The sequence below is a fragment of the Ornithinibacillus bavariensis genome, from assembly GCF_018333235.1.
GTDB lineage: Bacteria > Bacillota > Bacilli > Bacillales > Amphibacillaceae > Ornithinibacillus > Ornithinibacillus bavariensis.
In genome coordinates, this window is sequence record NZ_BORP01000001.1 from 665,789 (window position 1) to 689,962 (window position 24,174).

Here is a 24,174-nt window from a genome sequence, read left to right on the forward strand (position 1 = left end):
GGTGTAGTTATGTTCAAACATTATACAGTACTAAAAGAAGAATCCATCACAGGACTACAGATAAAACCAAATGGTACATATGTGGATTGTACACTAGGTGGTGGAGGTCATTCAGAAAAAATAGTCTCTCATCTCGATCAAGATGGCTTATTAATTGCGTTTGACCAAGATGCTGACGCCATAAATGCCGCTAATGAAAGACTTTTGCAATATCAGGATAGAATCCTATTTATCCACAATAATTTCCGTAACTTGACTGAAGAACTAGACAAGCACTCTATTTCAAAGGTAGATGGAATTCTATTTGACTTAGGAGTTTCTTCTCCACAGCTAGATAGAGGTGATAGAGGTTTTAGCTATCAGCATGATGCAAAATTGGACATGCGGATGAATCAAGAGCAAGAATTAACAGCCCATGAAATTGTTAATGATTGGTCATACAATCAGTTAGTCTCGATTTTTTTTCAATATGGAGAAGAGAAATTTTCTAAACAAATTGCTAGAAAAATTGAAGAGCATCGTAAAATAAAGGCAATAGAAACAACATTTGAATTAGTAGATATTATAAAAGAAGGAATTCCTGCAGCTGCTAGAAGAAAAGGTGGCCATCCAGCAAAACGAATATTTCAAGCCATACGAATTGCTGTTAATGATGAGCTAAATGCGTTTAATGATGCACTACATCAAGCTGCGCGTCTAGTAGATATGAATGGTAGGATAGCGGTTATAACCTTTCATTCATTAGAGGATCGAATTTGTAAACAAGCATTTAAAAAATGGAGTACACCAAAAGAAACACCGAGAAATCTACCAATAATACCAAAAGAATATGAAGCACCATTTAAGATGGTTAGTAAAAAACCAATCGTAGCAGGTAATGAAGAGTTAGAAGAAAATCGAAGATCACGAACAGCAAAGCTACGAATTGTAGAAAAAGTGAACCCATGGTCTGATGATTTTAAATATGAGGAAGGGTGGAATAAGTAATGGCAGCAAATCATGCAAGAAGTTGGGAGAATTCATATACTTCGTATCGGCCACAAGTCGAGAAAAGAGTAGTAGTACGTAAAGCGGGCTGGATTACAAAGGGTGAAAAAATATTATATTCTGTTGTAGCTGTCTGCATACTCGTTGCATTATGGTATATCGTATCATTTTCATCCTCCTTGGACACATTGAATCGAAATATACAATCTGTAGAACAAAAGATAACTAATCAGCAAGTCGTAAACGAAGGTCTAGGCTTTGAAATAAAAGAATTAAGTAGACCAGAGAGAATTATACAATATGCAAAAGAACATGGTTTGACCATTCAAGCAGCAGAGGTAAAGCAGGCTAATTCATACAATCATTAATCCAGGTGATAAATTATGAAAAAAAATAAAACGACACATGCCATGGCGGGTATTTTAATGATTTTATTTGTCGTGGCCTTTTTATTGATATCCGGGCGCTTTTTATACATTCAAGCTTCAGGTTCAGTAGCTGGAGTTTCACTTAACGAGTGGGCGGATAATGTTAGGACAACCACTTATACACTAGATTCAGAACGAGGAAAGATTTTTGATAAAAATGGCATGACACTAGCTTATGACATGCCTACTTTTCGAATGTATGCTATTGTGACAGATAAATATTCAAAGGATAGTGAGGAGCCACAGCATGTAGTTGACCCTGAAGGTACAGCAGAACAACTGGCTCCTTTGTTAAATGTTGATAAAGCCTATTTGTTAGAACGCTTAAATAATGGTGTTAAAAATGGGCAATCACAAATAGAATTTGGTTCTGCAGGGAAAGGAATATCAATACAAACGAAAGAAAAAATTGATGCATTAAAGTTACCTGGTATAAAGTTCATTAAAGAAAATTCTCGATATTATCCGAATGGGGTATTTGCTTCCCATATCATAGGTTTTGCTAGAGAAAAGGAAAACAAAACAGAGAATGGTATAAAAAATGAAATAGTGGGAGTAACTGGTATCGAACATGAGATGGACGATTTGTTAAAGGGCGCTAACGGATATATATCTTATCAAAGAGATATTTATAATAAAAAACTTTTAGATCCTAATGAAGTGATTCAGATGCCAGATAATGGTGACAATGTATATTTGACTATTGATCAAAAGATACAAACACTTCTTGAGGATGTCATGACACAGGTGGATAATAAATATAAACCAGAACGGATGTCGGCAATTGTGATGAACCCTAAAACAGGGGAGATAGTTGCTATGAGTAATCGTCCTAGCTATAATCCGAACAATCCTGAAAATGTGAAAAACTGGTATAACGATGCCATTTCTACTCCGTTTGAGCCTGGATCAACAATGAAGATGTTTACATGGGCCGCGGCAATAGAATCAGGTGTTTATAATGGGGGAGAACAGTATAAATCTGGTCAATATAAAGTTGGAAACAATAAACCTGTTGGTGACTTTAATGGTGGAAAAGGATGGGGTATGATCTCCTATGACGAAGGTTTTGCATTATCCTCAAACGTAGCTGCGAGTAAACTAGTTTGGGAGAAGATGGGACCTGATACGTTTCTAAAGTACTTAAAAGCATTTGATTTTGATAAGGAAACAGATATAGATCTCCCTGGTGAAGTAGAAGGCCAAATTTTATACAATTATCCTATCGAACAAATTACAACTGCTTTTGGACAGGGAAGCACCACCACTCCCATTCAGATTATGAAGGCTGCAACTGCAATCGTCAATGATGGGAAAATGGTAAAACCTTATATTATTGATAAAATAGTAGATTCCGATACTGGGAAAGTAATAGAGCAGCATAAACCAGAGGTGGTCGGAGAACCTATCTCTAAGGATACTGCTAAACAAGTTAGAAATTTACTAATTCAAGCAGTTCAATCGGAACGTGCAACCGGAAGTAGATTTAAGTTAGACGATTATTCTGTTGGAGGTAAGACTGGTACAGCTCAGATTCCTAATCCAGATGGTGGGGGTTATTTACGTGGTCAAGAAAATTACGTATTCTCCTTTCTAGGAATGGCACCAGCAGATGATCCAGAGCTAATGATGTATGTATCTATTAAACAGCCAACCCTAGAATTCGAATCTGGAATTGAATCGGGTTCAGTACCAGTATCCTTTATTTTTAATAATGTGATGGAGAATGCCTTACATTATTGGAATATCGAACCTGATAAAGGTGAGATAACCGAGGTATCAGATTATAAGATTCCTAATTTAATCAATAAATCTACAGAAGAAGTTAAAGGTATTTTAAATTCTGCGAAAGTAAGCTATAGTGTGATTGGATCTGGTAATAAGGTTGTGAAGTTGAGTGTAGAAGAGGGCAATAAAGTCTTACCGAATGAGCGTGTTTTACTTCTTACTAACGATCCTGCCATGCCAAACATTATTGGCTGGTCACAGCGAGATGTTCTAAAGCTAGGAGAAATGGTAGGACTTAAGACAGAAATTATTGGAAACGGATATGTTACCTCACAAAGTATTCCGGAGGGCACTAAACTAGGAGAAAATAGTTATCTAGGAGTAGAACTGAAAACGCCAATGGAAGTAAAGAAAACGAAACCAAACGATAATAGTAAAAACAATCAAGCACAATCTAACGACACATTTGAATAGTTTACCATAGAAAAACAGTGTTCTAATCAGTTTTTTTAAACATATAGTTGATACAAGCCTACCTATGTATGTGAAGGAGATGGAAGATGAAACGAGTATCAACGGTAACAGTTAGAAAACGATTAGTCGCTGTTTTTCTTATTGGTTTAATTGTATTTGGGATAATCGATCTTCGATTAGGCTATGTTCAATTTGTACTCGGTGATCAGCTTATGGAAAAAGCCGACGAATCATGGAGTAGAAATATTGCTTTTCAACCTGAACGAGGACACATTTTGGATGTGAATGGAGAAATTTTGGCAGAAAACGTTACTGCACCTTCTGTTGTAGTGGTACCTAGGCAGATCACAAACCCGGAGGATACTGCAAAGAAGTTAGCTGAAATCTTGGACATGCCTGAGAAGAAAGCATTCGAATATGTTACGAAATCAGCTAGTTCTGTTAATATTCATCCAGAAGGAAGAAAATTAACGGAAGAACAGGAAAGAGCTGTCCGAACCTTAAATTTAGAAGGTGTATATTTAGCAAAGGATTCCATTAGGCATTACCCGTTCGGTGACGATTTAGCGCATGTATTAGGTTTTGCGGGAATTGATAATCAGGGTCTTATGGGTCTAGAGTTGTATTATGATGATATGCTTGATGGTGAAGAAGGAAGCTTGTCCTTCTATTCTGATGCAAAAGGTAGGCGTTTAAACCAGTTGGCCGATGTGTATAAACCACCAAAAGATGGCTTTGACTTGGTTACCACAATTGATTCTAGGATTCAAACGATTATGGAAAGAGAGATGGATTTAGCAGTCGCAAAATACAATCCTGATGGTGCTTTAGCGATTGCCGTAGACCCCAAAACTGGTGGTATATTGGCGATGACATCAAGACCTAATTTTAATCCTGAAAATTATCAAGAGGTGGATTCAACCGTTTATAACCGAAATTTACCAATATGGAGTACATATGAACCTGGTTCCACCTTTAAAATTATTACACTTGCAGCGGCATTAGAAGAAAAAATTGTAGATTTACAAAATGACCACTTCCATGATCCAGGTCATGTGGAAGTAGGGGGAGCAAGACTTCGGTGTTGGAAACCTGGTGGACACGGTAGCCAAACGTTCCTAGAAGTTGTTCAAAATTCATGTAACCCCGGCTTTGTTCATCTAGGTGAGGAATTAGGAAAGGAAAAGCTATTTAGCTATATTAAAAAATTCGGTTTTGGATCTGAAACGGGAATTGATCTTCAAGGTGAAGGGTCAGGGATTCTATTTAAAGAAGAGAATGTTGGCCCTGTGGAACTAGCTACTACAGCATTTGGTCAGGGAGTTTCAGTTACACCAATTCAACAGGTCATGGCTGTTTCTGCAACGATAAACGGTGGATATCTGTATGAGCCACATATTGCAAAGGAATGGCTAAATCCTCAAACAAAAGAAGTAGTATCAAAGATAGAGCCGAAATTAAGAGGTCGAGTTATTTCTAGTGAGACCTCTGATGAAATTCGCAAGGCACTAGAGAGTGTTGTTGCAAAAGGAACTGGTAGACCTGCATATGTTGATGGTTATCGGGTAGGAGGAAAGACAGGAACTGCTCAAAAGGTAGGTCCAAATGGTGGATATTTGGAAAATAACCATATTGTTTCCTTTATCGGTTTTGCACCAGCAGATGATCCGCAAATTGTAGTATATGTGGCGGTCGATAATCCAAAAGGAGTTCGACAATTTGGTGGAACAGTTGCAGCACCAATTGTCGGAACTATTATTGGTGATAGCTTGCCAGTCATGGGGGTAAAACCTAGAAAAGATGGATTAGATAAAGAATATATTTGGCCAGAACAACCAAAGGTAGAGGTTCCAGACTTAATTGGGTTGCCTAAAAGTGAGTTAGTTAAGATGATGTCAGATCTTTCCATTGAATCTAGTGGTAAGGGTGACTATATTATTAATCAGGACCCTGACCCAGGAACAAAGGTAGATGCAGGATCAAAAATTCGAATTTACCTGTCAGACGATAATAAAGACAAAAAAGATAACGAATAGTTTGTACGAGAAAATTCATGTCTAAGAAGAAAAGAAAATGATTCAGAAAGACTTTCATTTTTGTTATAATGGATAAGATTGAATATATAAGAGGGTACCTCCCTCTTATATATTCATGAGAGAATCGTATAATGGAGAAATAAAGGAAGGATGTCATATATGAGACTGAAAGAAATTCTTTCCTTATATCCATTTTCGGAACAATTCTCTGATACCTATGACATTGAAATCAACGAAATCAAAATGGATTCTAGGGAGATAACCAAAGGAGACTTATTTGTTTGTATAAGTGGTTTTACGGTGGATGGACATGATTATGTTAATGAAGCAATTACCAATGGAGCTGTAGTAATTGTAGCAGAAAAAAATATCACAGCTTCTGTTCCAGTTATAGTCGTTTCTGACACGATTAGATTTTTAGCAATGGCAGCCGCAAAATATTATGACTTTCCCACTAATTCGGTTCCGCTAATTGGTGTTACTGGAACAAATGGAAAAACTACCGTTACATACCTTCTAGAAAAAATATTTCAACTTCATGCAAATAAAACAGCAGTTATCGGCACAATCCATATGAAGATTGCAGAAAAAGTATATCCAGTAGATAATACAACTCCTGATGCATTATTCTTACAGAAAACCTTTCGAAAAATGGTTGACGAAGGAGTAGACCGGATCATAATGGAGGTATCCTCCCATGCACTTGACCAAGGAAGGGTATATGGTTGCGATTATAATATAGCCATTTTCACTAACCTGACACAAGATCATTTAGATTATCATGATTCGATGGAGGACTATCTCCGGGCAAAAAGTCTTTTATTTGCTCAAATGGGCAATGCATATCGATTAAATGATAGGAAATATGCCATCATCAATCATGATGATCCAGCATGTAAAAAATTAAAACGTGCAACCTCACAAGCAATAATTACGTATGGAATAGAAAAAGATTCTTTGATTATGGCAAAATCCATTCGTCTAACTCCATCTGGAACGCAGTTTTTATTATGTACCCCTAGAGGAAATGTGGAAATCAGGAGTAATTTAATCGGTAAATTTAATGTGTCGAATATGTTAGCTGCGAGTAGTGCGGCACTAGTTACAGGAGTACCATTATTGACGATAAAAAAAGCATTAGAAAGCATAAAAGGTGTTCATGGACGGTTTGAGCTGGTTCAGCATCAACATCCCTTTTCAGTGATTGTAGATTATGCACATACACCAGACTCGCTTGAAAATGTATTAAAGACTATCCGTGAATTTGCAAAACAAAAGGTATATGTGGTAGTTGGCTGTGGCGGCGACCGTGATCGAACAAAAAGGCCTTTAATGGCAAAGATAGCAATAAAATATGCCGATAATGCAATTTTCACATCCGATAATCCTCGTACAGAGGATCCGAATGACATTTTATCCGATATGACAGAAGGTCTTCCAGATTCATTTGGAAGCTATGAGGTTATAATTAACCGGAAAAAGGCAATCTTCTATGCCATCCAGCAAGCGAAAGAGGACGATGTAATTCTAATTGCTGGAAAGGGACATGAAACATATCAACTGGTTGGGCATACGAAGTATCATTTTGATGATCGAGAAGTTGCCAAAGAAGCATTGATAGCTAAGGAGACATGAAGATGTTATTTACTTTGAATTGGCTTCAGACAATTTTTCCGAATACGAATGGAGAAATTACTGGACATACAGAAATAAAACAAGTTATTACAAATAGCAGAATCGAAACAAGTGATGCATTATTTATACCAATAATAGGTGAGCATTTTGACGGACACGATTTCATTTTACAAGCCTATGAAAATGGTATTACTGCAGCATTATGGGACATGAAAAAGTCTGTACCAGATCAATTACCTAGGGATTTTCCTATTTTTTATGTTGAGGATACTACAAAAGCATTACAGCATTTGGCAAGTTGTTACCGTGATGAAGTAAATCCAATTGTTATTGGTATAACAGGATCCAATGGTAAGACAACAACGAAAGACATTGTATCTTCTATTACGAAAGAGAAATATAAAACACATTTTACAAATGGTAATTTCAATAATGAGTTTGGTGTACCTTTTACGATCCTTTCTATGGACAGAGATACGGAAGTTCTAGTATTAGAGATGGGGATGAGTAGTTTTGGTGAAATTGAATTGCTTTCCAAAATAGCGAAACCAGACTATGCCATTATCACTAATATTGGGGAATCCCATATTGAATATTTAGGATCACGTGAAGGGATTGCGAAGGCGAAATTAGAGATTACTAGTGGTCTTAAACCAACTGGAAAGTTAATCATTGATGGAGATGAGGCGTTACTCTCTCATGTCCATGCCAATTCCAATGTTAAAAAGGTAGGGTTTAGTGAGGATAATGATTTTGTTATCACTAATATTCAGCTGCACCATCATCAAACTACCTTTTCAGCATCTGATGAGAATTCTTATACGGTTTCATTACTTGGTAAGCACAATGCCAAAAATGCTTCATATGGTATTGTACTAGGGAAACTATTAGACATTAGCGTAGAACAGATACAGCATGCATTATCATCCCTTACTGTAACAGGCATGCGTTTTGAAATGTTAACAGGAGAGAATGGCGTATCTATTATTAATGATGCCTATAATGCATCTCCTACTTCTATGATAGCTGCAATTCAAGTAGTAAAGGAAATGAGTGGTTTTCAACATAAAGTATTAGTATTAGGTGATATTTATGAGTTAGGGAAAGACTCTCGCACTCTTCATAAAACTGTCGCAGAAGTAATTGATGACAGTCCTACAGCTGTATATACGGTTGGTGAGGATTCTTCAGTGATAGCCGAAATAGTTCGAAAAAAATATCCTAATCTTACGGTGAAACATTTCCATCAAAAAGAGGACATTCTACCTGAGCTGAAACGTTTTTTAAGCAAGGATTCACTTATATTATTTAAAGCTTCCAGAGGAATGGAGCTAGAATCAATAATTGACAAAATAAAGTAGTGCATCAATGGGAATTACAACACGACGATCCATAGAATAGATACAGTTTTTTTGGTTGGACGGTTGGTAATATAAGGAGGAAGAATTGTGGATATAATTGTACTAATCATAACATTAGCGATAGCGTTTTTAATTGCCGTCCTATTGTCTCCAATTTTAATTCCGTTTTTAAGGCGTTTAAAGTTTGGACAAAGCATACGGGAAGAGGGACCAAAGTCTCACATGAAGAAAAAAGGTACTCCTACAATGGGAGGTATCATGATTGTTCTAAGTATAATAGCTACATCGCTAATTATGGGTTATAAATATGGTCAAGGAGATATAGGTTATGAAATAGGGCTTCTCCTATTTGTCCTTATAGGATATGGGCTATTAGGATTTTTAGATGATTATATAAAGGTTGCCCTGAAAAGAAATCTAGGTCTAACTTCTAGGCAAAAATTAATAGGACAACTGATAATTGCAATAATCTTTTATATTATTTTAAAGAAAAACGAGTTTCCAACCTATATACAAATACCTGGAACTGATATTCAATGGGATTTAGGAATTGGTTATGCATTATTAATTATTTTTATGCTAGTTGGAGCTTCTAATGCCGTCAATCTAACTGACGGTTTGGATGGGCTATTAGCAGGCACAGCAGCAATTGCATTTGGTGCATTTGGTATACTAGCTTGGTACATTAATTCGCAAAGTGAAGTCTCTATCTTTGCATTAGCTGTTGTTGGCGCATTATTAGGTTTTCTTGTATTTAATGCACATCCTGCTAAGGTCTTTATGGGAGATACAGGTTCTCTAGCTTTAGGTGGAGCAATTGCAGCAGTTGCTATTTTAACAAAACTTGAGATTCTATTGGTTATTATTGGTGGAGTCTTTGTTATGGAAACTCTATCGGTAATTATCCAAGTAATTTCTTTTAAAACTACCGGAAAAAGGGTATTTAAAATGAGTCCACTACATCACCACTATGAACTTGTTGGTTGGTCTGAATGGAGAGTTGTAACAACGTTCTGGTTCATGGGGCTTGTTTTTGCTGCTCTAGGTATATACATCGAGGTGTGGTTAGGTTGAACAAATTAATTGATTTTCCTTATCGTCATGTTCTTGTTTTAGGACTAGCCAAAAGTGGAACAGCAGCAGCAACTGTACTGCTTGAGAGTGGCATTAAGGTTCGAGTGAATGATTATAAGGCAAGTGCGCATGATGAAGCAGTAATCCACTTACAAGCAATGGGAGCAGAAGTAATTGTCGGGTCCCATCCACTGTCAGCACTAGAAGGTATTGATTTAGTAATTAAAAATCCAGGAATACCTTATGAAAATGTTATCTTATCTGAAGCAGAAAAAAGAGCTATTCCGATAATTACAGAAATTGAATTAGCTGGAATGTTAGCAGAAGGAACCATTATTGGAATAACTGGCTCTAATGGAAAAACAACAACAACAACATTATTATATGAGATGCTAAAAGCAAGTGACGAAAAAGTTAAAGTTGCGGGAAATATTGGAATTGTTGCAACAGATGTAGCTAGAGAATTAGCAACAGATGAAAAAATGGTACTGGAGCTTTCCTCTTTTCAGCTCTTGGGCATAAGGAAGTTCCGTCCGAAAATTGCAGTGCTTTTAAATATTTATGAAGCACATTTAGACTATCACAAAACGTTTTCGAATTATAAAGAGGCAAAGGCGAATATATTTATCAATCAAACCGAAGATGATTTTCTCGTATATAATGCTGATGATTCAAACGTACTAGAAGTAAGTAAGGATATTAAATCTGTAAGAGTGCCATTTTCCATTTCACAGAAATTAGTTGATGGGGCATGGACGGATGAAGTATTCATTTATTTTCAAGAGGAAAAGATAATTGCTATTGAAGATATTGTATTAGTAGGTGCACACAATCTAGAAAATATTCTAGCAGCTGTAAGTGCAGCGAAGCTTGCCGGAGCAACAAATGAAGGAATCTATGAGGTGTTGACGACATTTTCTGGTGTTCACCACCGTCTTCAATATGTGGATAAGATTAATGAACGGATTTTCTATAATGATTCAAAAGCCACAAATATTCTTGCCACTCAAAAGGCCTTATCAGCTTTTCAACAGCCAATTGTTCTTTTAGCAGGTGGTCTAGATCGAGGGAATGGCTTTGATGAATTAATTCCTTACTTAAGTAATGTGAAGGCAATGGTTGTGTTTGGTCAGACAGCTGACAAGGTAAAAGCATCTGCAGAAAAAGCAGGAGTAGCCATAATAGAACATGCAAACGATATGCAAGACGCTGTGCACAAAGCCTATGCCCTTTCAGAAAAGGGTGATGTAATATTATTATCTCCAGCATGTGCTAGCTGGGATCAATATAAGACATTTGAAGAAAGAGGAGACATGTTTATACAAGCCGTGCATACAATTAAGTAGGGGCTTGTATATATAACATAATAGAATATTTTACGCTCGCCCCTAAACAAACAAAGTTAGGGGTGTTTTTTTTGTTTGAAAAGCAATTATCGGTAAAGGACAAGCCGGATTACTTTTTATTAACCATCATTCTACTATTGCTTCTGATCGGAATAGTAATGGTATATAGCTCTTCTTATGTTTGGGCAGAATATAAATATGCAGATTCCATGTACTTTGTAAAAAGACAGCTATTATTTGCTGGTGTGGGAATAGCAGGCATGTTTTTCTTTATGACCATTCCATATTATAATTGGGCAAAGTATGCTAGAGTAATCTTGCTAGTGTGCTTTGGTCTGTTATTACTAGTACTTATTCCAGGTGTAGGGCTTGTTCGAGGGGGAGCGCAGAGCTGGATTGGAGTAGGTGCATTTAGTATACAGCCTTCTGAATTTATGAAACTGGGCTTAATTATATTTTTATCTGTCTATTTATCTACGAATCAAAAATACATCACCTCGTTTAAAAAAGGATTTCTGCCATCATTGATCCTGGTCTTTACTGCATTTGGGTTAATTATGTTACAACCAGACCTTGGAACTGGTATGGTACTTGTATTAACCTGCATGATTATGATTTTTGTTTCTGGTGCACGAATACTTCACTTTATAGGATTAGGGCTGTTAGGTTTAGGAGGCTTCGCACTTTTAATCTTATCTGCTCCGTATCGAATCAGTAGAATTACCGCCTATCTTAATCCATGGGAAGATCCACTTGGTGATGGATTCCAAATTATTCAGTCTTTATACGCAATTGGTCCGGGGGGATTAATGGGAGTAGGTTTAGGGAATAGTTTACAAAAATATTTCTATTTGCCAGAGCCACAAACAGATTTTATCTTTGCTATTTTAGGAGAAGAATTAGGTTTTATCGGCGGCTCTATTTTACTCCTTTTGTTTATTCTTTTGTTCTGGAGAGGTGTTCGAGTATCTATAGAAGCACCGGATTCGTTTGGGAGATTTTTAGCACTAGGAATTGTATCAATGCTAACAGTTCAAGTTATGATTAATATCAGTGTTGTTATTGGTCTCATACCTGTTACAGGAATAACACTCCCATTTCTTAGCTATGGTGGTTCTTCTTTAACACTTACTTTATGTTCTGTCGGAATATTATTAAACATTAGTAGAAATGCAAGAGTGTAATTGAAGAGCTGTTGATATTTTTATACTAATTCTTGTGTAAGTCTACTATTTGTTTTTATCTATTGTATGATATAATCAAAATAACGCAGGGGATAAACGGCATCACGTATGCCGTTTTCATGTGTTAATTTTTCAAAAAGGATAGAATAGAATGACGAAAGAAAAAATTGTTTCGATAGAGGATCGTATTCCAAAATTGAAGCAAGCTCGTAAAAAGAAGGCTAATAGACGCCTTGTATTTTACTTAACTATTTTTTTCTTCTTAATATCTATCATTGTCTACCTGCAATCTCCACTCAGCGATGTTAAAACAATAAACGTTTCAGGAAATTCATTTTTGCCTGATAAAGAAATTATTGAACAGAGTGGAATTAAAAAGGATACCAATATTTGGACAATTGATAAAGAGGATATTATACATAAATTGAGAAGAAATCCTTTGATTAATACTGTTTCAGTGGAGACAAAGCTTCCGTGGACTGTTGAGATTCAAGTTGTCGAGCATAAGCGAATAGGCTACATAAAGAAGGACAATCAATATCATCCAATTCTATCAAACGGATTGGTATTCTCTGACAGTAAAAAAGATATGGCAGGAGATGCTCCATTATTAGTTGGTTTTCAAGATGAAAAGGCACTTATGGAGATGTCTAAGGAATTAAGTAAGCTACCAGTCAATATTTTTAACCTTATTTCCGAATTACACTGGACACCATCTGACAAAAACAAAAACGCGATTACGCTTTATATGACAGACGGATTTATGGTGGAGTCATCAATTCGTAATTTTGCTGAGAAAATGTCTGTATATCCTTCGATTGTTACCCAGCTTGATCCAGCTATGGAAGGAATTATTCACATCGGTGTTGGGGCTTATTTTGAGCCGTTTAACAAGGAATTAACCGATGATGAGAAGTTAATGAATGAAAATGTTGAATAGAGATTATTTAAATCGTTTTATTCAATTATATTACTATTCTATTAAAATATGATTAGTTTTTAGGTAAATGCTAGATATATGTTTCTTTTTTATACAAAATCCTTTAAAATAATAGATTATAGTAAGTTAATCTACTATTTAAGTTATTATCATGGTTTTTATGAATACAGATTATTTTTTTTGGAGCTTTTGAACTAGGAGGTGCCTTTGTTGAACAACAATGACATACTTGTCAGTCTTGATATAGGTACAACAAAAATTAAAGTAATAATTGGCGAAGTTTTAAATGATTCCCTAAACATTATTGGCGTAGGTACTGCAAAATCAAATGGTATGAAAAAAGGTGCAATTGTTGATATTGATCAAACCGTTCACTCTATTCGGAGTGCGGTTGAGCAGGCAGAGCGTATGGTTGGTATGCATATTGACAGTGTTGTAGTTGGAATAAGTGGTAATCATATTCAATTACTGCCTTGCCATGGGGTAGTTGCTGTACAAAGTGAAAATCGTGAAATTACAGATGAAGATGTGAAACGCGTCATTGATGGTGCTCAAGTTATTTCTATTCCACCAGAAAGAGAAATTATTGATGTTATTCCAAAACAATTTATAGTTGATGGACTAGATGAAATCACTGATCCTAGAGGTATGATTGGTGTGCGATTGGAAATGGAAGGTACGATTATTACTTGCTCAAAGACTATTTTACATAATATTTTAAAATGTGTTGAGCGAGCAAATCTAAGAGTTGCAGATATTTCCCTTCAGCCATTAGCTGCAGGTACAATTGCACTATCAAAAGATGAGAAAAATCTTGGTGTTGCTCTTATCGATGTGGGTGGAGGTTGTACTACGGTTTCTGTATTTGAAAACGACCATATTGCTGCAACTAGTGTGATACCTCTTGGTGGAGATAATATAACGAAAGATCTATCCATTGGGCTTCGCACCACCACTGAGGAAGCAGAGGATATTAAGCTAAATCATGGTCATGCTTTTTATAATGATGCACAAGAAGACGAAGTGTTTGAAGCATCTATTATTGGTAGTAATACAAGACAGTCCTTTAATCAATTACAAATCGCAGATATGATTGAGGCAAGACTAGAAGAAATATATGCTTTTGCCGAAAGAGAAATTCGTCGTATGGGCTATAGAGAGCTTCCAGGGGGATATGTTTTAACTGGAGGTACGATGAAAATGCCTGGTGCTTTAGAATTGGCTAGTGATTGTTTCCAAGCGAATGTTCGCATTGCAATCCCAGATTACATAGGCGTAAGAGAAGCACAATTCACAGCTGGTGTTGGTATCTTACAATTTGCATATCATAATGCAAAAATTCAGGGAAAACAATTATTCCCGGCTATCACACAAGCAATAGAAGAACCTAAAGTAAAACGAATGAAAAAACAACCGATTAAAACGACTAATTCAGGTGAGAGCGAGAAAAAAGAATCTGGAATTGCTAATTTGTTTAAGTATTTCTTCGATTAATCGGCGTTCCCAAACTAAAAATTAGCTTCTAGAAATCTTGTAATTTGCATATTAGGAGGAACGAAAATGTTAGAGTTTGATACAAGTATTGATCAATTAGCGACGATTAAGGTTATCGGTGTCGGTGGAGGCGGAAATAACGCAGTAAACCGTATGATTGACCATGGCGTAGAAGGTGTTGAATTTATTGCTGCTAATACAGATGCACAGGCCTTGAACCTTTCCAAAGCAGAGACGAAGATTCAAATCGGCGGAAAGCTAACTAGAGGTCTTGGGGCTGGAGCCAATCCAGAGGTTGGTAAGAAAGCAGCTGAAGAAAGTAGAGAACAACTTGAAGAGATACTTCAAGGTGCTGATATGATTTTTGTAACTGCAGGAATGGGTGGAGGTACTGGAACCGGTGCTGCCCCTGTCATTGCTCAAATAGCTAAAGACTTAGGTGCTCTAACTGTAGGTGTTGTGACTCGTCCGTTCTCTTTTGAAGGACGTAGAAGATCTACCCAAGCTATCTCAGGAATTGAAGCATTAAAGAATAATGTAGATACACTAATAGTTATTCCAAATGACCGTTTACTTGAGATTGTTGATAAAAATACTCCAATGCTTGAAGCATTTAGAGAAGCAGACAATGTTTTACGTCAAGGTGTACAAGGTATTTCTGATTTGATTGCAAAACCAGGTTTAATTAATGTTGACTTTGCTGACGTTAAAACAATTATGTTCAACAAAGGTTCTGCATTAATGGGAATAGGTATCGCAACTGGTGAGAACCGTGCAACAGAAGCAGCTAAAAAAGCTATTTCTTCTCCATTACTAGAGACTTCTATTGATGGTGCACATGGAATTTTGATGAATATAACAGGTGGTACGAATTTAAGTCTTTATGAGGTTCAAGAAGCTGCAGATTTAGTCACAAATGCTGCAGATGATGAAGTAAATGTTATTTTTGGCTCTGTAATTAACGAGGACTTAAAAGATGAGATAATCGTGACGGTAATTGCAACAGGGTTTGACGAAAACAAAAAAGTAGAACCTCAAGTAAGACAGCGTCCTGCAACTAATCAGACACATCAACATGCTGCTACAAGAGAAAGTCAAGAATTTGTGAGGGATACTAGAGAACAACCATCTCGTCCTCAAGTTGAAGATGACTTAGATGTTCCTACATTTTTACGAAATAGAAATAGAAATCGCTAAATGAAAAACGAGAAAACGTATAACTGATTAAGTTATACGTTTTTTTGTTGTATCTTTTAAAACGTAATAATCAACCTGCTACTCCAAAATTTTCCTCGACATAACTAGTTGAAATTAGCACAAATTTTCACACAGGATGTGACAGACTTCGCTGATTCACTAGTTTATACTTCACTTTATAGCTTATCTTAAAAATTACTCTCTACTGGCAACTTTCTCTTGGTAGATTAGACAAAAAGATAGATACTCCTTCATATGTAAAATGGCGTTCCTAGTACCTGCAAGTATGAAAGGAAGTAGTGCAATTGCAAAGTTGCAGGTAGTACCTTACCCGGAAGTATCCTTCTATGCATAGGGATAAGCGATAGCGTTTCTATTAGGAATCAGTTTTTACCGAAGATTAGAGGTCAGTATAATCTCAGTCATTAATGAAATATTTATGTGAGTTCTCTGTTCTAGAAAGGAAGAAAATGCATGACCATCTACCTGGATGCCGTTTGGGTGCTTAATCTTCTGCTAGATTTAATGCTGTTAATGCTAACACAGGCACTAAGTAGAGTGTACACACTGAAAAGGAGACTGGTTATTGGGGCCATAGTTGCATCCTTAATTGTACCAGCAACAATTTATTATCCAAGTGCTTTTCTGAATACGGTATATGGTAAGTTACTTTATTCTATTCTAATCATCTTGGTAACATTCCAGTTTACAACCATAAGGCTATTCCTAAAACAACTGCTAATGTTCTATTTTGTTACATTTTCCATCGGAGGTGGGCTATTTGCTGCACATTATTTGCTACAAAACCCAGTAGCCTTATCCGTAAACGGTATATTAACCTTTAGCAGTGGTTTAGGAGACCCGGTAAGCTGGATATTTATCATCATAGGATTTCCAATTGCATTTTGGTTTACGAAAAGCCGTATGGACAAGCACGTCGTTGATAAAATCCGATATGATCAGATTTATGATGTTACACTCCAAATCAGAGGGATACGTTTTTCCACTACTGGATATGTAGATAGTGGAAATCAATTAGTAGATCCTCTAACCAAAAAACCAGTCATTATCTGTGATGAATCATTTTTACAGCAATGGTTTCAGGAGGATGATTGGATAAAGTTAAAAGGGGCATTTGAAAATTTTGATATCGATAAGATTCCGGTAAGTTGGGAGAAGTATATTCAAATAGTTCCATTTCATGGTGTAGAAGGAAAGAGTAACTTTTTATTTGCTCTAAAACCAGAAGAATTATCCATAAGGTATGGTGAACAAAAAATTATAGCAACAAAATTCTTAGTGGGAATCCAATTTTCAACACTAACAAAGGATCAGAGCTATCACTGTCTACTTCACCCACAAATTATAAAACTGGCAACTATTCATTCAGCATAAAGTAAAAAGGAGCGATATCTGTGGTAAAACTTAAAATGAAGATGCGGATTTGGTGGTATAAATTATTAAGAAAGCTAGGAATAAAGTCTGAGGAGATTTATTATATTGGAGGAAGTGAAGCATTACCCCCACCCCTTTCTAAGGAAGAGGAAAGCGAATTACTTGTCTTATTAACGAAGGGAGATTCTACCGCACGTTCTATTCTAATAGAGCGTAACCTCAGGCTGGTGGTATATATTGCACGTAAGTTTGAAAATACTGGAATTAACATAGAGGATTTAATTAGTATTGGAACTATCGGATTAATAAAAGCTGTGAATACATTTAATCCAGAAAAAAAGATTAAGCTTGCTACATATGCCTCAAGATGTATAGAAAATGAGATTTTAATGTATTTACGAAGAAATAATAAGATAAAATCTGAAATCTCTTTTGATGAGCCTTTAAATATAGACTGGGACGGTAATGAACTTCTACTATCTGATGTTTTAGGTACAGATGATGATATCATTACGAAGAATTTAGAAACAAAGGTTGATAAGCACTTACTTCAAAATGCCCTGGCTCAATTAAATGCTAGAGAAAAGCAAATTATGGAATTGAGGTTTGGTTTGGTTGGTGAAGAGGAAAAAACACAAAAAGACGTAGCAGATATGTTAGGAATATCTCAGTCCTATATCTCACGTTTAGAAAAGAAAATTATTCGACGCTTAAAAAAAGAATTTAATAAAATGGTATAGCCTTGGTAGCACTACATTTGCTAGGTTATAGCACTCTTTTTTAGCAATTTTCCCCTGCATAAATTTCCCTTCTAGGGGAGATACTGTCCATGAACAGCATCTCCAACTGGGAGGGTACAGAATGACTAGACATAAAGTTGTAATATGTGGTGTTGATACATCGAAACTACCTGTTCTAACAAATGAAGAAATGCGAAAGCTGTTTGTTAAAATGCAGGAAGGGGATTTACTTGCAAGAGAGGAATTAGTGAATGGAAACTTACGTCTTGTTCTAAGTGTTATTCAACGATTTAATAATCGTGGAGAATATGTTGACGATTTGTTTCAGGTTGGTTGTATTGGGTTAATGAAATCAATTGATAATTTTGACTTAAGTCATAATGTTAGATTCTCAACCTATGCAGTTCCAATGATTATTGGTGAAATCCGTAGATATTTACGAGATAATAATCCAATCCGTGTTTCAAGATCATTACGTGATATTGCTTATAAAGCATTACAAGTAAGAGAAAAGCTTATAAACAAAACCTCAAAAGAACCGACACCTGCAGAAATAGCTGAGGAGATGGGTGTTCCCCATTCAGATGTTGTCTTTGCTATGGATGCGATACAAGATCCAGTATCATTGTTTGAACCAATTTACAATGATGGTGGGGATCCAATTTATGTTGTGGATCAAATAAAAGATGATAAGGATAAGGATGATACTTGGGTTGACAAGCTTTCTTTAAAAGAGGGCATGGTTCAATTAAATGAACGTGAAAAAATGATTCTAAACAAGCGCTTTTTCCAGGGCAAAACACAGATGGAGGTTGCAGAAGAAATCGGGATTTCACAGGCACAAGTCTCACGTCTAGAAAAAGCTGCAATTAGTCAAATGAATAAACAGATGTTTGAATTATAATATGATGTGGTCAAAAGAGCAGACAATGACGTCTGTTCTTTTTACTTTTTATCCTTAGATTGAAAGTTACTGCTGCTTAACTAGGGAGTTATAACGAGGTAAACAAGTTTTTTGTTGATGGTTGATATTACTGCCGAATTTACGAGATTCACTAGAGAAACGGTAAGCAAAGAAGCTATTGCTTCCCGAAAAAATCAAATCGCAAGCTAAACGGTAAGTAAAGGAGCTATTGTGTCCCGAAAAAATCAAATCGCAAGCTAAACGGTAAGCAAAGGAGCTATTGTGTCCTGAAAAAAGTAAAACCCAAGCTAAACGGTAAGCAAAGGAGCTATTGTGTCCCGAAAAAAGTAAATCGCAAGCTGAATGGTCACCAAAGAAGCTATTGCTTACCGAAAAAAGTAAATCGCAAGCTGAATGGTCATCAAAGAGGTTATTGCTTCCCGAAAAAAGTAAAACCCAAGCTGAATGGTCCCCAAAGTAGCTATTGTGCCCCGAAAAAAGTAAAACCCAAGCTGAACGGTCCCCAAAGAAGCTATTGCTTACCGAAAATAGTTAATCCTAAGCTGAACGGTCCCCAAAGAAGTTATTGCTTCCCGAAAAAAGTAAAACCCAAGCTAAACGGTCGCCAAAGAAGCTATTGCTTACCGAAAATAGTTAATCCTAAGCTGAACGGTCCCCAAAGAAGCTATTGCTTACCGAAAATAGTTAATCCTAAGCTGAACGGTCACCAAAGAAGCTATTGCTTCCCGAAAAAAGTAAAACCCAAGCTAAACGGTCCCCAAAGAAGCTGTTACTTCCCGAAAAAAGTTAATCTCTTCCTTTAATCACGCACCATAACAGCAATTACCTCACAAAAACACATAAACTCAGCAAGAAAGTTAAGCATTTGTTTTACTTGTAATGTGATAATCAACCCCATACTCCCCAGATTTTTTGATAGAAATAGAAAGAATAGCTTCCTGCTTCCTCTTTCTTTCTTAACTGAATGAAGTAACCGCCTAGTGCATATACATTTTCTAAAAGGTGGGGTGTATTCGATGATTAAGTTGTCAGAGCTTCAAGTGAAAGAAGTGATTGTTGTTAATGACGGAAGAAGACTAGGTCATATTTCTGATTTAGAAATTGATCCAGACCGTGGTAGAATAATAGCATTAGTCATTTACTTGCGTGAGAAAAAAGGTGGTTTTTTTGGAAAGCCAGACGAATTAATGATATATTGGGAACAAATCGTCACGATAGGTTCTGATGTTATACTCGTAAAGGATATTGATGGGCCTAAGCTTTACCTAGAGGAATAATACTACGAATCATTTCATTCGTTCTTAGGGGGATTACAAGATGGAAGATATTTTTGAGTATGACGGAAAGTCATTATTACATATTAGAAAATGGTCAGACATGGCACCAGCACTTCAAGTTGGATTTACATCTCGAAATGGTGGAGTTAGCAAGGCCCAGTTTGAAAGTAATAATTTTGGGTTACATGTTTCTGATAAATACGAGGATGTTTTAACGAATAGACTTAATCTTGCTTCCTCCCTTCATATACCAGTTGAAAACTGGATTGCGGCGGAACAAGTTCACCAAGGAGCTGTTCATGTTGTAGATAAAGAGGATGCTGGTAAAGGTTCAACCTCCTTAGATACTGCTCTTAAAGGAATAGATGGATTAATTACGAATGAAAAGGGACTTTTATGTACAGCATTTTTTGCGGATTGCGTACCTATATTTTTCTTTGATTCAAAAACTGGTTATGTTGGAATTGCTCATGCTGGCTGGAAAGGGACTGTTGCCAGAATTGCTGAGGTCATGACGAGTAAGTTAGTAGATTTGGGTGTTGATTTAAAAAGCTTATTCGTAGCAGTCGGTCCATGTATTTCAAAGGATAATTATGAGGTAGACAGCTATGTAAAAGAACGGATACCAGTGGAATTTCAAGATAAAGTTCTAACACCAGTTGGGAATGAGCACTATTTATTGGATCTAAAACAATTAAATGTAGAAATTCTTGTGCAATCTGGAGTATTTCGTAATAATATAGATGTATCAAAATATTGCACATTTCGTGATGAATATTTATTTTTTTCTCATCGTCGCGATAATGGGAATACAGGTCGAATGTTAGGATATATCGGATACAGTAAATAAAATAATATAGGGAGGACCAGGTAGTTATGGATGTCACACAAAATTTACAGCAGATACAAACAGAGATGAAAGCTGCCTGTCAAAAAAGCAATCGAAATTTTGAAGAAATAACCATCATAGGCGTTACGAAATATGTTACAATAGAAAGAACGAGGGAAGCGCTTCAGTCTGGAATCATAAACCTTGGCGAAAATCGTCTTGAGGGCTTTCGTGAAAAATACCAGCATTTTGGTAATGAAGCAATTTGGCATTTTATTGGAAGTTTACAAACGAGAAAAGTAAAAGATATTATTGATAAGATTGATTATCTTCATTCTTTGGACAGGCTATCATTAGCAGAAGAAATTGAAAAAAGAGCACAGAAGCCTGTAAAATGCTTTGTTCAGGTAAATGTGAGTGGAGAGGAATCGAAGCATGGCTTGAAGCCAGATGAAGTAATGTCATTTATAAATGACATTGCACATCTTACGAAAATAAGTGTCGTTGGTTTAATGACAATGGCACCAAATACTGATGACAAAGAATTATTACATAATGTTTTCCGAGAGCTTCGTATATTACGTGATAAGGTAAAAGAGAGTAATCTGCAACACGCACCTTGTGAATTTTTGTCAATGGGAATGAGTAATGATTATCCAATTGCCATTGAGGAAGGCGCAACCCATGTAAGAATCGGCTCAAAATTGGTTGGATCTTAAATAAGTGAGGTGGAGACCATGAGTATAAAAAATAAGATTAAAACATTTTTTACGATGGACGATGAGTATGAATATGAATATATTGAAGAAGAAGTAACTTCTACTCAACCAAATCAAATCAGACAAACATCTTCCAATGTGATTGATTTAAAAAGTGTTAAAGCTTCCGCTACTAAAATGGTTCTATATGAACCAAGGACATTCGATGAGGCACAGCAAATAGCTGATAATATTGTGAGTAAGCGTGCAGTTGTAATTAATTTGCAACGTGTGAATCATCAGGATGCAAAAAGAATCATAGACTTTTTAAGTGGGACGATATATGCAGTTAACGGTGTAATACAACGAATAGGTGCACAAACGTTCCTATGTGCCCCTGATAATATGGATATCACTGGATCAATTTCTGAAACATTGGAAGAGGACTTTAATAAAGGATGGTAAGATAATATATGTGGCTTGTATATGTATACAATTTTCTTGCAACTGCTTTACAAGTGTATAGCATAGGGTTGATTATTTATATTTTTATGTCGTGGTTTCCAGGAGCACGAGATACATCGTTTGGAAATTTTCTTGCGAAGATTTGCGAACCTTATTTAGAGCCGTTCCGTCGATTTATACCAACAATTGGTATGATTGACTTTTCTCCGGTAGTTGCTATTTTAGTTCTACAGCTCGCTGGAAGAGGTTTAGTTGCACTTTTTTCCATGCTTCTAAACTGGATCTAAACAGGTGCTTACAATGGATATTTATCAACATTTTCGTAAGGAAGAACAGGGCTTTATCGACCAAGCATTATCGTGGATTGAACAGGTGGAACGTACGTATCAACCTAGGTTGACTGATTTTCTTGATCCGCGAGAACAACAAATCATGGAGATGTTGATCGGAACTAGCAGAGAAGATCTTACCTTAACCTTCTATGGTGGTGGAAATTATTCCGAGAGAAAAAGGGCAATCATCGCACCATATTATGAAGAAATTACAAATGCATCGTTTCAATTAATATTACTAGAAGCCTCTTTTCATGAAAAGTTTATATCTATATCACATCGTGATGTGTTAGGAGCATTTTTGTCTTTAGGAATTAAACGGCAAAAAGCAGGCGATATTGTTGTGGAATCTGGTAAAATACAAATCATTATTGATCAGGAAATATCGCCTTTTGTTTTAATGAACTTAACAGGAATTAAACGTGCAACAATAAAATTTGCAGAGGTTCCTTTATCAAACCTACTCGAAAAAGAATCCATATGGCTGAATATGGAACGAACGGTTTCATCATTACGGCTTGATACCATCTTGAAGGAAATTTACTCTGTCTCACGTACTGCTGCACAGGACTTTATTCATAAGGGTCTAGTAAAAGTAAACTTTCGAACAGTGGATGACAGTAAATTTGTACTACGAGAAGGTGATATGATTTCTTTACGTGGTAAAGGGAGAAGTAAGTTGGTCGGTATTAATGGACAAACCAAAAAGGATAAATATAAGATCACAGCTGCCCGGCTAGAGGTATAGAAAAGGAACTACTTTCTGATATATAATGGGTATCAAGGAGTAGTTCTTTTGGTACAAATAAAAATTATCAGAAGTTGCAGGAAATCCTTACTTTTTGTCGAATATTATTGTTATACTTAAATTGCACTTATAAGATACATATAAACTAGGGAGGTTGACTATCATGCCACTAACGCCACTTGATATTCACAACAAAGAATTTACAAGGAGTTTTCGCGGATACGATGAAGATGAGGTCAATGAATTTTTAGATCAAGTAATCAAGGACTATGAAATTGTTATTAGGGAAAAGAAGGAATTAAAAGAAAAGCTTGATCAAATGAAAGAAAAATTAAACCACTTTACTAATATTGAAGAGACATTGAATAAATCTATCTTAATTGCACAAGAAACCGCAGAAGAATTAAAGGGAAATGCTACTAAAGAATCGAAGCTAATCATTAAAGAAGCAGAGAAGAATGCTGATCGGATTATTAACGAAGCATTAAATAAGTCCCGTAAAATTTCTATCGAGGTGGAAGAATTAAAGAAACAATCAAAGGTCTTTCGCACTCGACTCAGAATGCTAGTTGAAGCGCAATTAGATATGATAGGCTCCGATGATTGGGAAGATTTATTTGATCTTGAAATGGGGAAAGAGCTAGAGCTAACCAACCACGAGTCATAAACCTTGACCTTTTTAAAAAAGTTACATATAATGCTTACACAATAGGATAAAATATGAAAATACGATGACAGAGACAGTATAAAAGCGGAATGCTGTTAAAGCGAGCTAGGGCTGGTGAAAGCCTAGCACAGCAGGTTTTTAGAAAATCACTCTTGAGTATCCATTCGAATCATTATTAGTAGACATGGACGGCTTATTCACGTTACGAATACCG

At 36.2% G+C, this 24,174-nt stretch carries 22 protein-coding genes and 1 other annotated feature (1 of these 23 running past the window's edge); all 22 genes read left to right on the forward strand.

Annotated elements, in window-relative coordinates:
* Positions 1-9: 9 nt before the first annotated feature.
* Positions 10-987, forward strand: a complete 978-nt coding sequence (rsmH, locus tag KI338_RS03390; protein WP_212919550.1) for a 16S rRNA (cytosine(1402)-N(4))-methyltransferase RsmH — start codon at positions 10-12, stop codon at positions 985-987.
* Positions 987-1,355, forward strand: coding sequence for a cell division protein FtsL (gene ftsL, locus KI338_RS03395; RefSeq protein WP_212919551.1), 369 nt, complete (start codon positions 987-989; stop codon positions 1,353-1,355). The genes rsmH and ftsL overlap by 1 nt, the downstream gene beginning before the upstream one ends.
* Before the next feature lie 15 nt (positions 1,356-1,370).
* Positions 1,371-3,617, forward strand: a complete 2,247-nt coding sequence (locus KI338_RS03400; RefSeq protein ID WP_212919552.1) for a penicillin-binding protein — start codon at positions 1,371-1,373, stop codon at positions 3,615-3,617.
* 86 nt (positions 3,618-3,703) lie between these two features.
* On the forward strand, positions 3,704-5,653 hold the full coding sequence (locus KI338_RS03405; RefSeq protein WP_212919553.1) for a stage V sporulation protein D: 1,950 nt from the start codon (positions 3,704-3,706) through the stop codon (positions 5,651-5,653).
* Positions 5,654-5,812: 159 nt separating this feature from the next.
* Positions 5,813-7,288 carry a UDP-N-acetylmuramoyl-L-alanyl-D-glutamate--2,6-diaminopimelate ligase gene (locus KI338_RS03410; protein ID WP_212919554.1) on the forward strand — a complete coding sequence of 492 codons (1,476 nt, stop codon included), beginning with the start codon at positions 5,813-5,815 and terminating at the stop codon, positions 7,286-7,288.
* 2 nt (positions 7,289-7,290) lie between these two features.
* Positions 7,291-8,649 carry a UDP-N-acetylmuramoyl-tripeptide--D-alanyl-D-alanine ligase gene (locus KI338_RS03415; protein ID WP_212919555.1) on the forward strand — a complete coding sequence of 453 codons (1,359 nt, stop codon included), beginning with the start codon at positions 7,291-7,293 and terminating at the stop codon, positions 8,647-8,649.
* 87 nt (positions 8,650-8,736) lie between these two features.
* Positions 8,737-9,723, forward strand: a complete 987-nt coding sequence (mraY, locus tag KI338_RS03420; protein WP_373306324.1) for a phospho-N-acetylmuramoyl-pentapeptide-transferase — start codon at positions 8,737-8,739, stop codon at positions 9,721-9,723.
* Positions 9,720-11,069: a UDP-N-acetylmuramoyl-L-alanine--D-glutamate ligase gene (murD, locus tag KI338_RS03425; RefSeq protein ID WP_212919556.1), complete on the forward strand. Its 1,350-nt coding sequence runs from the start codon at positions 9,720-9,722 to the stop codon at positions 11,067-11,069. Before mraY ends, murD begins: the two co-directional genes overlap by 4 nt.
* Before the next feature lie 71 nt (positions 11,070-11,140).
* Positions 11,141-12,253: a stage V sporulation protein E gene (spoVE, locus tag KI338_RS03430; RefSeq protein WP_212919557.1), complete on the forward strand. Its 1,113-nt coding sequence runs from the start codon at positions 11,141-11,143 to the stop codon at positions 12,251-12,253.
* Positions 12,254-12,404: 151 nt separating this feature from the next.
* Positions 12,405-13,193 (forward strand): cell division protein FtsQ/DivIB, encoded by a 789-nt coding sequence (locus tag KI338_RS03435; protein ID WP_212919558.1) that lies wholly within the window; start codon positions 12,405-12,407, stop codon positions 13,191-13,193.
* A gap of 210 nt (positions 13,194-13,403) precedes the next feature.
* Positions 13,404-14,687, forward strand: coding sequence for a cell division protein FtsA (ftsA, locus tag KI338_RS03440; protein WP_212919559.1), 1,284 nt, complete (start codon positions 13,404-13,406; stop codon positions 14,685-14,687).
* Between the two features lie 66 nt (positions 14,688-14,753).
* A complete protein-coding gene (gene ftsZ, locus KI338_RS03445) occupies positions 14,754-15,884 on the forward strand; it encodes a cell division protein FtsZ (protein WP_212919560.1) in 1,131 nt (376 codons plus the stop codon).
* A 474-nt stretch (positions 15,885-16,358) separates the two neighbouring features.
* On the forward strand, positions 16,359-17,279 hold the full coding sequence (gene spoIIGA, locus KI338_RS03450; protein ID WP_212919561.1) for a sigma-E processing peptidase SpoIIGA: 921 nt from the start codon (positions 16,359-16,361) through the stop codon (positions 17,277-17,279).
* A gap of 35 nt (positions 17,280-17,314) precedes the next feature.
* Positions 17,315-18,019, forward strand: coding sequence for an RNA polymerase sporulation sigma factor SigE (gene sigE, locus KI338_RS03455; protein WP_373306330.1), 705 nt, complete (start codon positions 17,315-17,317; stop codon positions 18,017-18,019).
* Between the two features lie 121 nt (positions 18,020-18,140).
* Positions 18,141-18,923 carry an RNA polymerase sporulation sigma factor SigG gene (gene sigG, locus KI338_RS03460; protein ID WP_212919563.1) on the forward strand — a complete coding sequence of 261 codons (783 nt, stop codon included), beginning with the start codon at positions 18,141-18,143 and terminating at the stop codon, positions 18,921-18,923.
* 1,037 nt (positions 18,924-19,960) lie between these two features.
* The gene (locus tag KI338_RS03465) at positions 19,961-20,221 is read left to right on the forward strand and encodes a YlmC/YmxH family sporulation protein (RefSeq protein ID WP_212919564.1); all 261 of its coding nucleotides are present in this window, start codon (positions 19,961-19,963) and stop codon (positions 20,219-20,221) included.
* 40 nt (positions 20,222-20,261) lie between these two features.
* Positions 20,262-21,071, forward strand: coding sequence for a peptidoglycan editing factor PgeF (gene pgeF, locus KI338_RS03470; RefSeq protein ID WP_212919565.1), 810 nt, complete (start codon positions 20,262-20,264; stop codon positions 21,069-21,071).
* A gap of 26 nt (positions 21,072-21,097) precedes the next feature.
* Positions 21,098-21,769, forward strand: a complete 672-nt coding sequence (locus KI338_RS03475; protein WP_212919566.1) for a YggS family pyridoxal phosphate-dependent enzyme — start codon at positions 21,098-21,100, stop codon at positions 21,767-21,769.
* An 18-nt stretch (positions 21,770-21,787) separates the two neighbouring features.
* Complete coding sequence (locus KI338_RS03480; RefSeq protein WP_212919567.1) at positions 21,788-22,213, forward strand: cell division protein SepF; 426 nt, start codon at positions 21,788-21,790, stop codon at positions 22,211-22,213.
* 8 nt (positions 22,214-22,221) lie between these two features.
* Positions 22,222-22,500 (forward strand): YggT family protein, encoded by a 279-nt coding sequence (locus tag KI338_RS03485; protein ID WP_212919568.1) that lies wholly within the window; start codon positions 22,222-22,224, stop codon positions 22,498-22,500.
* A 13-nt stretch (positions 22,501-22,513) separates the two neighbouring features.
* Positions 22,514-23,293, forward strand: a complete 780-nt coding sequence (locus tag KI338_RS03490) for a YlmH family RNA-binding protein (RefSeq protein ID WP_212919569.1) — start codon at positions 22,514-22,516, stop codon at positions 23,291-23,293.
* Between the two features lie 163 nt (positions 23,294-23,456).
* Positions 23,457-23,960: a DivIVA domain-containing protein gene (locus KI338_RS03495; RefSeq protein WP_212919570.1), complete on the forward strand. Its 504-nt coding sequence runs from the start codon at positions 23,457-23,459 to the stop codon at positions 23,958-23,960.
* Positions 23,961-24,015: 55 nt separating this feature from the next.
* Positions 24,016-24,174: a binding site (T-box leader), on the forward strand (it continues 67 nt past the right edge of the window).

Coding starts and splice junctions, on each gene's coding strand:
- rsmH (WP_212919550.1), top strand. CDS start 10: ATGTTCAAACATTATACAGTACTAAAAGAAGAATCCATCACAGGACTA.
- ftsL (WP_212919551.1), top strand. CDS start 987: ATGGCAGCAAATCATGCAAGAAGTTGGGAGAATTCATATACTTCGTAT.
- KI338_RS03400 (WP_212919552.1), top strand. CDS start 1,371: ATGAAAAAAAATAAAACGACACATGCCATGGCGGGTATTTTAATGATT.
- KI338_RS03405 (WP_212919553.1), top strand. CDS start 3,704: ATGAAACGAGTATCAACGGTAACAGTTAGAAAACGATTAGTCGCTGTT.
- KI338_RS03410 (WP_212919554.1), top strand. CDS start 5,813: ATGAGACTGAAAGAAATTCTTTCCTTATATCCATTTTCGGAACAATTC.
- KI338_RS03415 (WP_212919555.1), top strand. CDS start 7,291: ATGTTATTTACTTTGAATTGGCTTCAGACAATTTTTCCGAATACGAAT.
- KI338_RS03435 (WP_212919558.1), top strand. CDS start 12,405: ATGACGAAAGAAAAAATTGTTTCGATAGAGGATCGTATTCCAAAATTG.
- ftsZ (WP_212919560.1), top strand. CDS start 14,754: ATGTTAGAGTTTGATACAAGTATTGATCAATTAGCGACGATTAAGGTT.
- spoIIGA (WP_212919561.1), top strand. CDS start 16,359: ATGACCATCTACCTGGATGCCGTTTGGGTGCTTAATCTTCTGCTAGAT.
- sigE (WP_373306330.1), top strand. CDS start 17,315: ATGAAGATGCGGATTTGGTGGTATAAATTATTAAGAAAGCTAGGAATA.
- sigG (WP_212919563.1), top strand. CDS start 18,141: ATGACTAGACATAAAGTTGTAATATGTGGTGTTGATACATCGAAACTA.
- KI338_RS03465 (WP_212919564.1), top strand. CDS start 19,961: ATGATTAAGTTGTCAGAGCTTCAAGTGAAAGAAGTGATTGTTGTTAAT.
- pgeF (WP_212919565.1), top strand. CDS start 20,262: ATGGAAGATATTTTTGAGTATGACGGAAAGTCATTATTACATATTAGA.
- KI338_RS03475 (WP_212919566.1), top strand. CDS start 21,098: ATGGATGTCACACAAAATTTACAGCAGATACAAACAGAGATGAAAGCT.
- KI338_RS03480 (WP_212919567.1), top strand. CDS start 21,788: ATGAGTATAAAAAATAAGATTAAAACATTTTTTACGATGGACGATGAG.
- KI338_RS03485 (WP_212919568.1), top strand. CDS start 22,222: ATGTGGCTTGTATATGTATACAATTTTCTTGCAACTGCTTTACAAGTG.
- KI338_RS03490 (WP_212919569.1), top strand. CDS start 22,514: ATGGATATTTATCAACATTTTCGTAAGGAAGAACAGGGCTTTATCGAC.
- KI338_RS03495 (WP_212919570.1), top strand. CDS start 23,457: ATGCCACTAACGCCACTTGATATTCACAACAAAGAATTTACAAGGAGT.